Origin of the sequence: Reyranella soli (assembly GCF_007992495.1) — a bacterium.
Lineage (GTDB): Bacteria > Pseudomonadota > Alphaproteobacteria > Reyranellales > Reyranellaceae > Reyranella > Reyranella soli.
The window spans coordinates 1-12,846 of sequence record NZ_BKAJ01000059.1 but is presented as its reverse complement, the minus strand read 5'-3'; the positions used below and the strand labels follow the sequence as shown (position 1 = coordinate 12,846).

10 protein-coding genes are annotated in these 12,846 nt (G+C 67.3%); all 10 read left to right on the top strand.

Features of this window, described 5'->3' with window-relative positions; translation table 11 throughout:
- Positions 1 to 14: 14 nt before the first annotated feature.
- Entirely contained in the window at positions 15 to 1,403 is a 1,389-nt protein-coding gene (locus RSO01_RS17030; RefSeq protein WP_147150318.1) for an LLM class flavin-dependent oxidoreductase, read from the top strand.
- Between the two features lie 116 nt (positions 1,404 to 1,519).
- Positions 1,520 to 2,899 (top strand): LLM class flavin-dependent oxidoreductase, encoded by a 1,380-nt coding sequence (locus tag RSO01_RS17025; RefSeq protein WP_147150317.1) that lies wholly within the window; start codon positions 1,520 to 1,522, stop codon positions 2,897 to 2,899.
- Positions 2,896 to 4,557: an ABC transporter substrate-binding protein gene (locus RSO01_RS17020; protein ID WP_147150316.1), complete on the top strand. Its 1,662-nt coding sequence runs from the start codon at positions 2,896 to 2,898 to the stop codon at positions 4,555 to 4,557. The genes RSO01_RS17025 and RSO01_RS17020 overlap by 4 nt, the downstream gene beginning before the upstream one ends.
- Positions 4,558 to 4,636: 79 nt before the next feature.
- Positions 4,637 to 5,614, top strand: coding sequence for an ABC transporter permease (locus RSO01_RS17015; RefSeq protein WP_147150315.1), 978 nt, complete (start codon positions 4,637 to 4,639; stop codon positions 5,612 to 5,614).
- Positions 5,615 to 5,618: 4 nt separating this feature from the next.
- Positions 5,619 to 6,512, top strand: a complete 894-nt coding sequence (locus RSO01_RS17010; protein ID WP_218037366.1) for an ABC transporter permease — start codon at positions 5,619 to 5,621, stop codon at positions 6,510 to 6,512.
- A complete protein-coding gene (locus tag RSO01_RS17005) occupies positions 6,509 to 7,516 on the top strand; it encodes an ABC transporter ATP-binding protein (RefSeq protein WP_147150313.1) in 1,008 nt (335 codons plus the stop codon). Before RSO01_RS17010 ends, RSO01_RS17005 begins: the two co-directional genes overlap by 4 nt.
- Positions 7,483 to 8,457 (top strand): ABC transporter ATP-binding protein, encoded by a 975-nt coding sequence (locus tag RSO01_RS17000; RefSeq protein ID WP_147150312.1) that lies wholly within the window; start codon positions 7,483 to 7,485, stop codon positions 8,455 to 8,457. The genes RSO01_RS17005 and RSO01_RS17000 overlap by 34 nt, the downstream gene beginning before the upstream one ends.
- 4 nt (positions 8,458 to 8,461) lie before the next feature.
- Positions 8,462 to 8,968, top strand: a complete 507-nt coding sequence (locus RSO01_RS16995; RefSeq protein ID WP_147150311.1) for a hypothetical protein — start codon at positions 8,462 to 8,464, stop codon at positions 8,966 to 8,968.
- A 40-nt stretch (positions 8,969 to 9,008) separates the two neighbouring features.
- Complete coding sequence (locus tag RSO01_RS16990) at positions 9,009 to 10,820, top strand: hydantoinase B/oxoprolinase family protein (RefSeq protein WP_147150310.1); 1,812 nt, start codon at positions 9,009 to 9,011, stop codon at positions 10,818 to 10,820.
- Positions 10,813 to 12,837, top strand: coding sequence for a hydantoinase/oxoprolinase family protein (locus RSO01_RS16985; RefSeq protein WP_218037365.1), 2,025 nt, complete (start codon positions 10,813 to 10,815; stop codon positions 12,835 to 12,837). The genes RSO01_RS16990 and RSO01_RS16985 overlap by 8 nt, the downstream gene beginning before the upstream one ends.
- Positions 12,838 to 12,846: the final 9 nt, after the last annotated feature.

Below are 12,846 nucleotides of genomic sequence, written 5' to 3'. Positions count from 1 at the left end.
ATGGTGGTGGTCTAATGACAGCGGCCAAGCGGCAGTTGCGCTTTGGCGCCTTCTTCAGCGTTCCGGGATGCCATCCGACGGGATGGCGCCATCCCGATGCGATCTGTGAGACCGATCTCGATTTCCGACTGCTCGCCGACATGGCGCGCACGGCCGAGCGCGGCCTGCTCGACTGCATGTTCTTCCAGGACAGCGTCGCCATTCCCGGCAGCACCGCCGTCTACGGCGCAAAACCGTTCCGCATCAAGAACGGGCGCCAGGCGCACATCGAGCCGATGAGCGCCATCGCGGCACTGGCCGCGATCACCAAGCATATCGGACTCGTGTCGACCTGCACGACCTCCTACAACGAGCCCTACAACGTCGCGCGCCGCTTCCTCACCATCGACCATATCAGCGGCGGCCGCGCCGGCTGGAACCTGGTGACCTCGCAGGCCGAGGACGAGGCGGTGAATTTCGGCCGCGACCAGCATTTCGACCACGGCATCCGCTACGACCGCGCGTCCGAGTTCCACGACGTCGTGATCGGCCTGTGGGACAGTTGGGAGGATGACGCCTTCTTGCGCGACAAAAAGAGTGGCCAGTGGTTCGACTACGACAAAATGCACATCCTGCGGCACAAGGGTAAGCACTTCACGGTGCGCGGGCCCTTGAACGTCGCGCGCTCGCCGCAGGGCCGGCCGGTGGTGGCGCAGGCTGGCTCCTCCGACATCGGCATGGAGCTCGCGGCCCGTACGGCCGACATGGTGTTCACCGCCCAGACCACCATCAAGGAAGGCCAGGATTTCTGCAACGACATGCGCTCGCGCATCGAGAAGTACGGACGCGGGCCGGAAGATATCCGCATCTTCCCCGGCATCATGCCGATCGTCGGTCGCACCGAATCGGAGGCGCAAGAGAAGTACGAGGAGCTGCGCGGCATGGTCGACGACAGCGTCGGCATCGCGGGCGTGGCCCGGCTGGCGGGGGGCGTCGACATCTTCGCCTGCGATCCCGACGGGCCGTTGCCTCCCCTCAAGCCCAGCAATGCGGCACGTGCGCGCCAGGAAATGATCATCGCCATGGGCAAGCGCGGCATGACCATCCGCCAGATCGGCCGCGTGCTGGCCATGAGCCAGGCCCATCGCGTGCTCTACGGCACGCCCAAGCAGCTCGCCGACGACATGCAGGCCTGGCTCGAGGCCGGCGCCTGCGACGGCTTCAATCTCTTGTTCGCGCACTATCCCAAGCCGCTCGAGGAATGGGTGACCATGGTCATCCCCGAGCTGCAGCGGCGCGGCATCTTCCGCACGCAGTACGAAGGCAGGACGTTCCGCGAGAATCTCGGCGTGCCGATCCCGAAAAATGTTCACACGACCAACCGCACGACGGTGCAGGTCAACGCGGCGGCGTCGAATGATTGACGGCAAGCATCTGATCCAAGCCCCGCTGTCATCCCGAGCGCAGCGAGGGACTTTTCCTATGGCCTTAAAGGCCCCTCGCTGCGCTCGGGGTGACAGCTTTGCCTCATGGTCGATCGATGACCACTAGCAAGCAGCTCCGCCTCGGCGGCTTCTTCAGCGTACCGGGTAACCATCTCGCCGGCTGGCGGCATCCCGACGCCGTGCCGACCTACGACATGGACTTCCAGGGTTACGCCCACATCACCCAGGTCGCCGAGGCCGCCAAGTTCGACACCATCTTCTTCCAGGACACGGTGGGCGTGGCCGGCAGTCGCGCGCTGGCCCGCGGCGAGCGCACCCGCGCCAAGCTCTCGCGCACCGTCAAGCTCGAGCCTACGGCGACGCTGGCCGCCCTCGCCATGGTCACCAGCCACATCGGCCTCGTCGCCACGGCGACCACGACCTACAACGAGCCCTACAACATCGCCCGCCGCTTCGCTTCGATCGACCATATCAGCGGCGGCCGCGCCGGCTGGAACCTGGTGACCTCGCAAATCGAGGACGAGTCCGAAAATTTCGGCTTCGACGAGCACCTCGCCCATGCCGACCGCTACGAGCGCGCCGCCGAGTTCTACGAGGTCGTGACCGGCCTGTGGGACAGTTGGGAAGACGGCGGCCTGCTGCGCGACAAGAAGACCGGCGTCTACATGGACCGCGACAAGGTCCATTTCCTCGACCACGTCGGCAAGCACTTCAAGGTCAAGGGCCCCCTCAACATCACGCGTTCGCCGCAGGGCTGGCCGGTGGTGGCGCAGGCGGGGTCCTCCGAGGCCGGCCGCGACCTCGCCGCCCGCACCGCCGATGTCGTCTTCACGGCCCAGACCAAGATCGACGAGGCGAAAGCCTTCTACGCCGACATCAAGAGCCGCGCGGCGCGTTACGGCCGCGGGCCCGAGGACATCAAGATCATGCCGGGCCTCACCCCGGTGCTCGGCCGCACCATGGAAGAGGCGCGCGAGAACTACGAATACCTGCAGTCGCTGATGCCCGACGACGTGGCGCTGCAGTCGCTGTCGCACATCTCGGGTGGACTCGACCTCAGCAAGTTTCCGTTGGACGGGCCGCTGCCCGAGCTGCCGCCCAGCAATGCCGCCAAGGCGCGCCAGGCGCTGGTCGTGCGCACCGCGCGCGAGAACAACATGACCCTGCGCCAGATCGCGCGCCACACCGCGGCCGGCACCGGCCATCGCGTGATGGTCGGCACGGCCGAGTACATGGCCGACGAGATGGAAAAGTGGCTGAAGGAAGAGGCGGCCGACGGCTTCAACGTCGTCTGCAACCACTATCCCAAGCCCTTCGAAGACTTCTGCCGGCAGGTCGTGCCCGAGTTGCAGCGCCGCGGCATCTTCCGCACCGAATACCAGGGCACCACCCTGCGAGACCATTTGGGCTTACGCGTTCCGGAAAATCGATACACGCGCCAGGCAAGGGAAGCCCTGGCCAGGGAGGCGTCATGAAGAAACTGGTTTTGGCCGCCGCGGGCGGCTTGGCGGCGTTGTCATTGGCGACCGCAGCCTTCGCACAGGGTCCGACCGAGAAGGTGCGCAAGCTCAACCTCTATTCCTGGCCGCAGGCGGCCCTGCCGCAGAGCTACCAGGCGGCCCAGCTCATCGCCCAGCAATGGCGCCAGCTCGGGCTCGACGTCGAGGTCAAGCCATTGCAGCGCCAGCAGCAGACCCAGCTCATCTGGTTCAGCCGCGACAAGTGGGACGTCACCATGTGGCGCATGGTCGGCCGGCCCGAGCGCTCCGATCCCGATGAATTTTTATACAGCCTCTATCACTCGAGCTATGCGGAGAAGGGCTACAACTTCATCGGCTACCTCAATCCGGAATACGACAAGCTGGCCGAGAAGCAGCGCACCCAGCTCGATCGCGAGGAGCGGCGCAAGACCGCCTTCGAGATGCAGAAGATCATCGACCGCGACCAGCCGCAGGCCTTCCTGGTGCATCCGAAGTACGCGCTCGCCTTCAACAAGGCGGTATTCAAGGAAGACACGGTCGTCAACCAGAGCGGTATCGGCATCCGCAACATCTGGACCTTCCTCGCCATCCAGCCGCTGGGCGCGCAGAAGGACCTGATCATCAACAGCAACGAGGTGATCAACGCCACCAACCCGCTCTATATCGGCGGCGCAGTCGACAGTTGGGTGACCGACCTGATCTGGGACCGCGTGATGCGCATCGGCCCCGACGGCATGCCGAAACCGTGGGCCGCCGAGAGCGTCACCTGGTTCGACGACAAGACCGTCGACGTCAAGATGCGCACCGGCATGAAGTGGCACGACGGCCAGCCGGTGACGCTCGACGATGTGATCTTCTCCTTCCAGGCCCCGGCCGGCGACAAGGCGCCGATGTACAAGCCCTTCGTCACCGACATCGCCTCGATCGAGAAGACCGGCGAGCAGACGCTGCGCTTCACCCTGAAGCAGCCCAACACCACTTTCCTCACCGCCACGCTGGCCAAGATCAACCTGATCCCCAAGCACATCTGGGAGCCGGTGCTGAAGGACCTGGCGGGCAAGCCCGAGACGGCCGAGCAACTAAAAGAGGTGTCCAAGATCGGCTCGGGCCCGTTCAAGCTGGTGCGCTGGGCGCCCAACGAGGAGATCCTGCTCGAGCGCTTCGGCGACCACTTCCAGGCGCCCAAAGTGCAGCGCTGGATCATGCGCATCGTGCCCAACGCCGAGGCCACGCTCGGCATGCTGAAGCGCGGCGAGATCAATTTTTTGGGCATGTTCGGCGGCGACGCCGAGGTGCTTATAAAGTTCGCCAAGGAGAATCCCGACATCGCCATCAGGAGCGAGGTCGATATCGGCTTCGAGTACGTGGCCTTCAACAACCGCCGGCCGCCGTTCGACGATGCGAAGTTCCGGCGCGCGCTGTCGGCCGCCATCGACCGGCGGCTGATGGTGAGCGCGGCCTGGCAGGACTACGCCATCCCGGCCAACAGCCATGTCTCGCCGGTGCTGAGCTACTGGCACGATCCCGCCGTCGACAATATGAAGACCGGCTTGGCCGAGGCCAAGAAGATCCTGCAGGAGGCGGGCTACCGCGTGGTCGGCGGCAAGCTTTACTACCCGACCGGCAAGCAAGAAAAGCTGGCGACGGAATGAGTTCTTCGTCTTCCGGACCGCGGGCCTCTGGCCCGCTCATGAGCATGAGCGAGCCAAGGGCTCGCGGTCCGGAAGAGTCATGAGACTCGTCCTCGGGCGCTTCACGCATAACGCGCTGGCGCTGCTGGCCGTCACCACGATCCTGTTCTTCATGTTCCGGCTGATGCCGGGCACGCCGCTTGCCGCCTTCATCAACGAGAACCTCAACGCCGACCAGCAGCAGGCCATGCTGGAGCAGTTCGGCCTCGATAAGCCGATGTGGCAGCAATACTTCATCTATCTCGCCAACCTCCTGCAGGGCGAGATGGGGCTCAGCTTCTTCCAGCGTCGGCCGGTCATGACTATCCTGCTGGAAGTGCTGCCAAACTCGGTGATCCTGACCCTCACCTCTCTGATCATCGCCTATATCTTCGGCGTCGTGGCCGGCGCCTGGCTCGCCTGGAAGCGCGGCACCTGGATCGAGCGCGCCGCCGTGCCCGCTGTGCTGGCAACCCGTGCGGCGCCCGAGTTCTGGATCGGCATGGTCCTGCTCGCCGTGCTGTCCTTCAACGCCGGCTGGTTCCCGTCGGGTGGCGCCTCGAGCCCGGGCATGGCCTATTCGAGCAACTGGGACCGCATCTTCTCCCTGGACTACGTCCACCATCTCGCCCTGCCGGTACTGACACTCGCCCTCTACCTGCAGGGCCTGCCGCTGCTCCTGATGCGCTCCAACATGCTGGAGGTGATGCACGAGGAGTTCGTCACCATGGCGCGCATGAAGGGCCTCAGCGAATGGCGCATTGTGATTGGCCATGCCGCGCGCAATGCGCTGCTGCCGGTGGTCACCGCCTTTGCGCTGGGCGTCGGCCTGTCGATGGGCGGCAACGTGGTGATCGAGACCGTGTTCAGCTGGCCCGGCATCGGCCGCCTGCTGGTGCAGGCCGTCTCCGTCCACGACTATCCCCTGGCGCAGGGCGCCTTCCTGATGATCGCGCTGGTGCTGGCGCTGATGAACTTCGTCGCCGACCTTTTGTATATGGTCCTCGACCCGCGGGTGAGCCATGGCCGAAAGGGCTGAACCCGTGGCCTCCACGCGCTCGAGCTGGTCACTATCGCCGGTCTTGCGCCGCATGGTGGCGATGCCGTTGAAGGATCCGTTCGCCTTCACAGGCATACTGATCTACGTGCTGTTCGCCCTGGTAGCGCTGTTCGCCGACCAGCTCGCCCCCATCGACCCGATGGAGATCCTGTTCACCAAGGCGGGCAAGCTCGCGGCCAATGTGCCGCCCGGCGCCGAGTTCCCGCTGGGCACGACCAATCTCGGCCGCGACATCTATGCCCAGCTCGTCTACGGCACGCGAAGTGCGCTCGCGGTCGGCCTGTCGGCCGCCATCATCGTCTCCACAGTGGGCACGATCGTCGGCCTGGTGGCAGGCTATTTCGGCGGCGCGACCGATGCCGTGCTGATGCGCATCGCCGACATGGCGCTCAGCCTCCCCTTCCTGCCTTTCGTCATCGTGCTGACGGGCTTTTTGGGCGCCAGCACCTCCAACATTGTGCTCGCGGTCGCGCTGCTGCTATGGCCCAACTCGGCACGCGTGATCCGCAGCCAGGTGCTGACCTTGCGCGAGCGCGCCTATGTCGAGGCGGCACGCGTCACCGGCGCCAGCGCCTGGCGCATCCTGTTCGTGCACATCGCGCCCAATATCCTGCCGCTCAGCTTCGTCTATGCCGCCATCGCCATCGGTTGGGCCATCATTACCGAGGCCAGCGTCAGCTTCCTGGGTTTCGGCGATTCCGGCAGCGTATCGTGGGGCATGATGCTGCAGGACGCCTTCGCCTCGCAGGCGCTGTCGCGCGGCCAGTACGCCTGGTTCGTGCCGCCCGGAATCTGCATCGTGCTGATCGTGGTCGCGGGCTTCTTCATCAGCCGCGGCTACGAGGAAGTCTTCATGCCGAGGCTGCGGGGGCGATGATCCTCGAGGTCGACAAGCTGCGGATCCACTACAGCACTCGCGATGGCGTGGCGCGCGCCGTCGACGGCGCCTCGTTCACCGTGCCCGAGGGCCGCATCGTCGGCCTGGTGGGCGAATCGGGCTGCGGCAAGACCACGGCGGTGCGCGCCATCATGGGCGTGCTGGCGGAGAACGGCAGGCAGGCCGGCGGCCGCGTCGTCTTCAAGGGCCAGGCGATGGACGAGGCAACGACGCGCAAGCTGCGCTGGCGCGACATCGCCTACGTGCCGCAAAGCGCCATGAGCTCGCTCGATCCGGTCTATACGGTGGGCGCGCAGCTGGTCGAGGTCATGACAAAGCGCGGCAACCATTCGCGCGCCTCGGCGCGCGCCCGCTCGGTCGAGCTGTTCGACCTGGTGGGATTGAACGAGCGGCGGCTCGCCGACTATCCGCACCAGTTCTCCGGCGGCATGCGCCAGCGCGCCGCCATCGCCATGGCGCTGGCCCTTGAACCCAGCCTGCTGCTGGCGGACGAGCCGGTGACAGCACTGGACGTCATCGTCCAGCGCCAGATCCTCGACGTGCTGCGCTCCCTGCAGCAGCGCCTGCATCTCTCCATGGTGCTGGTGACGCACGACATCAGCGTCGTCGCCTATCTCTGCGACGAGGTCGTGGTCATGTATGCCGGCCAGGTCGTGGAAAGCGGCCCCGTGCGCGACGTGCTCGCACGGCCGCGCCACCCCTACACAATGGGCCTGCGCAACGCCTTCCCCGACCTGCTGTCCGACGCGTTGGAGCTGGTGCCGATTGCCGGCAGCCCGCCCGACCTGCGCGAGCCTCTGTCGGGCTGCCGCTTCGTGCCGCGCTGCCCGTTCGCCCAGCCCGCCTGCGGCATCGATGCCGCGATGAGCGGCAACGGCGACCACCGTTCGGCCTGCCGCCGCGACAGCGAGGCCGACACCCTTCGAACCGCCGCATTGGATCCCAGGACATGGCAGCGCTCGTCGAGCTTCGCGATGTCGTGAAGCACTTTCCGGTGACGCGCTCGCTGGGCGAGATCGCCCGCGGCGCGCATCCGGCCGTGCGCGCGCTCGACGGCGTCACCTTCGACGTCGGCGACGGCGATGCCGTGGCCGTCGTCGGCGAATCGGGCTGCGGCAAGACCACGTTGGGGCGGCTGATGCTGAAGCTGGCCGAGCCGACCGGCGGCGCAATCACCTTCGGCGGCGCGCCGATGGCCGGACTCACCGGCGAGCGCCTGCGCGACTTCCGACGCCAAGCGCAGCTTGTGTTCCAGAACCCGTTCGATGCGCTGAACCCGCGCTTCACGATCTACCGCGCCGTCGTCGAACCGCTGATCAACGCCGACATCGACAAGGCCGAGCACGCCGACCGCGTCGCCTCGGCCTTCCGCCGCGTGCACCTCGCCGACTTCGACCGCTACTTCGACCGCTATCCGCACCAGCTGAGCGGCGGCCAGCTCCAGCGCGTGGTCATGGCGCGCGCCCTGGTGCTGGGACCGCGTTTCCTGGTGGCCGACGAGCCGGTATCGATGCTCGATGTCAGCGTGCGCGCCGGCATTCTGGCGCTGCTGCGCGAAGTCCGCGAGACGATGGGCCTGACCGCCGTCTACATCTCCCATGACCTGGCGCTGGTCCGTTACCTGTGCGAGCGCACCCTGGTCATGTATCTCGGCCGCGTCGTCGAGGATGCGCCGACCGAGGAGATCGTGCGCCGGCCGCGCCATCCCTACACCAAGGCCCTGGTCGCCGCCGTGCCGGTCCCCGATCCCGACCAGAGCCGCGCGCCCTTGCCGATCAAGGGCAACGTGCCCGATGCCCGCGAGCCGCCCAGCGGCTGCAGCTTCCGCGACCGCTGTCCGTACGCGATGCCGCGCTGCGCGGCTGAGACGCCCATGCTCCGCTCGACCACCGGCGGGCACCGCGTGGCCTGCCATCTGGACTGAGCCCATGAGACGCGCGCCTTTCCTGCTCATGCTGGCCTGGTCCCTGCCGGTTGACGCGCAACAGCCGGCGAGCGTCACCAGCGCGGCGCTCGTGGCGGCCGGCAAGCAGGCAGCCGTGAAGTTGATCGACTACGGCGAGGACCGCTGCGATGGCGACGTGACCGTCGAGGGGTGGCTCACGGCACTTGTGGGCAAGGAAGCGCGCAGCATCGCCTGGACGGGCGGCAAGTGCGTGCTGGTCAACGACATGCGGCCTGGCATCGATGCCTCTTCCTGGCCCTATTGCGCCCAGGCGACGATCACCCTCGTCCGTCCCATCAACCGCAAGGATTCGCCGGTCGTCGAGATCTATTTCGAGAAGCCCGAACAAGGACGCCCCGGAAAGGCCTACGCGTTTCGCGGGACGATGGAAACGCGTGATGGACCCGACTACATCCGCTTCCGCAGGGATTTCGAGGCGCTGTGGGCGGAGCGTTTCCCCTCGGCGAAACGACCTTGCAAGGACGAGTAGAGTTGCTTGCGCCAGCACGACAAGGCCGACAGTATTCCCCATGCCCGACGCCACTCTGAAGAATGCCCCGACGGCCTGCGATCCGGTCACGCTCGAGATCGTACGCGGCGCCGTGCGCGCGGCGCAGGCCGAGATGGAGGCGCTGATCGAGCGCACCGCAATCTCCGCCTTCATCCGCGAGAAGAAGGACTTTTACACTGCCCTGTTCGACGCCGACGGTGTCATGGCGGTGGGCTCGAATCTGCCTGTGTTCGGCGACATCTGCAGCCCGGTGTTCCGCGACTTCCCGCCCGACACCATGCGGCCGGGCGACCTCTACTGGTACAACGACTGCTACGGCTCGCGCGGCGCCATCTCGCATTCCAACGACCAGGTGCTTTTAGCGCCGGTGTTCCATGACGGCCGGCGCTGCGGCTTCGTCATGGGCTGGGCGCACTTTTCCGACATTGGCGGCCTGCGCGCCGGCTCGATCAGCCCGGACACCACCGACATCTTCCAGGAAGGCATCATCGTCCCGCCGACCAAGCTCATCGATGCCGGTGTCACCAATGAGATGGCGCTGAAGATCTTCTTCCGCAATTCGCGCTTCCCCGAGCAGAATGTGGGCGACATGCGGGCGCTGATGGCGAGCGCGGCGCTGGGCGTCAGGCGCATCGAGGAGATCGCCAGTCGCTTCGGCACCGACGTGCTGGCCGATGGCCTGCGCCAGCTCGTGGCGCGCACGCGCAACCTGGTGCGCACCAAGCTCGCCGAGACCTTCGACTACGGCACACATCGCTTCACCGATGCGATCGATTCCGACGGCCACGGCAACGGCCCGTTCCATCTGCGCCTGGCGCTGACGCGCGAGCGCGGGCCCGATGGCGAGGACCGCTTCATCTTCGACGCCACCGCGACCGACGACCAGTCGCCGGGGCCGGTCAACCTGCTGCTGAACCCTGACGTGCCCGGAACGGCGCTCTCCATGTTCTATCTGGGCGGCGATCCGGCGCAGGTCTGCAACGCTGGCGGCCCGCAGGCGATCGACGAGGTCCGTTTGCGCGAGGGCTCGCTGCTGTGGCCGAAGTTCCCCGCGCCGCTCGGCATGCGCGGCCTCACCCTGATGCGCTTCCTCGCCGCGGTGAATGGGCTCATCAACGTCGCCGGCGGCAAGGCGCCGGCCGCGCATTCGGCCTACGTGATCTCCTTCCTGCGTGGCACTTTCCGCAACGACAAGGGCGAGCTCGAACCGTTCCTGATGTCAGACGGCATCGGCGTCGGTTGGGGGGCGAGGCCCTACGCCGACGGCACCGACGCGGTCTATTTCGTCGCCCAGGAGAACTACCCCGTCGAATTCCTCGAGACCGGCTATCCCGTGCGGCTCCGCACCTACGGCATCCTGATCGATTCCTGCGGGGCCGGCCGCTATCGCGGCGGCTGCGGCATCGTGCGCGAGTACGACATTTTGGCCGAGGAAGCCGTCCTCGCCGTCCGTATCGACAGCGTCAAGAATCCGCCCTGGGGCATCGATGGCGGCATGGCCGGCGGCACGGGTCGCGTCGTCGTCAATCCCGGCACCAACCATGAGCGCGAGCTGGCGCCTTTGTCGGACGGCAACGTGCTGAAGCGCGGCGACGTCTTGCGCATCGAGACCGGCGGCGGCGGCGGCCACGGCCATCCGTTCGATCGTCCGCCAGAGATGGTGGCCGAGGACGTGGCCGGCGGCTTCGTGACGCCGGAGGCCGCGCGACGGCTCTACGGTGTCGCGCTCGTCGACGGCGCGGTCGACAAGGCCGTGACCGGCAAGCTGCGCACCAACCGCCCCGAAACCAAAGCGTTCCACCGTCACGCCTATGTCGACAGCCTTGGCTGATACATCGCTCGCCGTCGCCGTCGATATCGGCGGCACCTTCACCGACATCGCCCTGTACGACGCCAAGAGCGGCCAGATCTGGCGCGCCAAGACGCCGAGCGTGCCGGCCGATCCCAGCCAGGCCTTCCTGGCCGGCGTGCGGCTTGCCCTGGAAGACGCCGGGCGGGCCGCACCGAACTTGGGCCGCGTGCTGCACGGCACGACCGTCGCCACCAACATGATCCTGGAGGACAAGGGCGCGCGCACCGCCCTGGTGACGACGGCCGGCTTCCGCCACGTGCTGGCGATCGGCCGCCAGGACATCCCGCGGCGCGCCAATTACCTCGCCTGGGTCAAGCCGCCGCGTCCCGTGCCGGCCTCGCGCGTGCTCGAGGTCAAGGAGCGCATCGGCGCCGGCGGCACCATCGTCGAGGCCTTGGACGAAGCCAGCGTGCACGCCGCCGCCGAGGCTTGCCGCACCCTCAAGGTCGAGGCGGTGGCGGTCTGCCTGCTGCACTCCTTTGCCAACCCGGTGCACGAGCGGCGGGTGGCCGAGCTTTTGCGCGCGGCGTTGCCTGGAATCGCCGTGACGGCTTCGTCCGACGTGCTGCCGGTGGTGCGCGAATACGAGCGGTCGCTGGCGACGGTGCTGAACGCGCTGGTGATGCCGGGCGTCGCGACCTACGTCTCGCGGCTGGAAGATCGCCTGGCCGAGGAAAAGGTCGAGGCGCCGCTGCTCTACATGCAGTCCAACGGCGGCGTCGCGGGCGGCGTCACCATCCGGCGCGCGCCGGCATTGACCGCATTATCGGGTCCTGCCGCGGGCGTGGTCGGCGCCCGCGAGGTGGCCGCCGCCTGTGGCATCAAGGACATCATCACCGTCGACATCGGCGGCACCAGCGCCGACATCTGCCTGATCAAGAACGGGCAGATCGCGCTCACCCAGAGCGGCCATGTCGGCGACTGGCCCCTGCCCTTGCCCATGGTCGACATGGTGACCATCGGCGCGGGTGGCGGCTCGATCGCCAAGGTGGCCGACGGCACGCTGACCGTGGGCCCGCAGAGTGCCGGTGCCGATCCCGGCCCCGCCGCCTACGGCCGCGGCGGCGCACAGGCCACGGTGACCGACGCACATGTCGCGTTGGGCCATCTGCCGGCGCGCCTTCTGGGCGGCCGCATGGCGCTCGACACCGAGGCGGCGGCGCGCGCAGTCGACAGCAACGTGGCGCGACCACTCGGGCTTGGCCGCGAGGAAGCGGCGCGTGGCATGCTCGCCATCCTCGACAACAACATGATGGGTGCGCTGCGCATCGTCTCGGTCGAGCGCGGCCACGATCCGCGCGACTTCACCCTGGTGCCGTTCGGCGGCGCTGGTCCCCTGCATGGCTGCGCTCTCGCCGAGCTTCTGGGCATCCGCCGCGTGCTGGTGCCGACCGCGCCTGGCGTCCTCTGCGCCGACGGCCTTCTGGCCGCCGACCTGAAAGCCGATTTCAGCCGCACCCTGCCGCGGACCGGCAAGGTCGACATCGATGTAGCGCGCCAGGTCTATGCCGAGCTTTCACAGCAGGCCGAAGACTGGCTCGCCAAGGAGCAGGTGGCGCCGGCTGACCGCAGGCAGGTGCGTGTCGCCCTGATGCGCTACCACGGCCAGGGCGGCGAGGTCCTGGTCGACTGGGTCGATGATGCGGCAGGCATCGAAGCGGCCTTCGCCGCGGCGCATGAGAGCCTCTACGGCTTCAAGCTCGATTCGCCGATCGAGCTGGTCACCTTGCGGATCGAGGCGACGGGCCGCATGCCCGCGCCGCTGCGGCCGGTCCTGCCGTCCGGCGGTGGCGCGAAGCCGCACGACCGGCAAACCGTTCATTTCGCCTCGGGAACGATCGAGGTGCCGCTTTACGATCGCGCGACGCTCGGCGCCGGCGACCGTTTCGAGGGCCCGGCAATCGTCACCCAACTCGACGCCACGACGCTGGTCCGGCCGGGCTGGTCAGCCGAGGTCCATCCTTCGGGCGCGATACTTCTAAGTAAGGGCTCTTAGCGTCAGCTG

Excerpts from the sequence above, each read along its gene's own strand:
- RSO01_RS17030 (WP_147150318.1), top strand. The coding sequence starts at position 15 with ATGACAGCGGCCAAGCGGCAGTTGCGCTTTGGCGCCTTCTTCAGCGTT.
- RSO01_RS17025 (WP_147150317.1), top strand. The coding sequence starts at position 1,520 with ATGACCACTAGCAAGCAGCTCCGCCTCGGCGGCTTCTTCAGCGTACCG.
- RSO01_RS17020 (WP_147150316.1), top strand. The coding sequence starts at position 2,896 with ATGAAGAAACTGGTTTTGGCCGCCGCGGGCGGCTTGGCGGCGTTGTCA.
- RSO01_RS17015 (WP_147150315.1), top strand. The coding sequence starts at position 4,637 with ATGAGACTCGTCCTCGGGCGCTTCACGCATAACGCGCTGGCGCTGCTG.
- RSO01_RS17005 (WP_147150313.1), top strand. The coding sequence starts at position 6,509 with ATGATCCTCGAGGTCGACAAGCTGCGGATCCACTACAGCACTCGCGAT.
- RSO01_RS17000 (WP_147150312.1), top strand. The coding sequence starts at position 7,483 with ATGGCAGCGCTCGTCGAGCTTCGCGATGTCGTGAAGCACTTTCCGGTG.
- RSO01_RS16995 (WP_147150311.1), top strand. The coding sequence starts at position 8,462 with ATGAGACGCGCGCCTTTCCTGCTCATGCTGGCCTGGTCCCTGCCGGTT.
- RSO01_RS16990 (WP_147150310.1), top strand. The coding sequence starts at position 9,009 with ATGCCCGACGCCACTCTGAAGAATGCCCCGACGGCCTGCGATCCGGTC.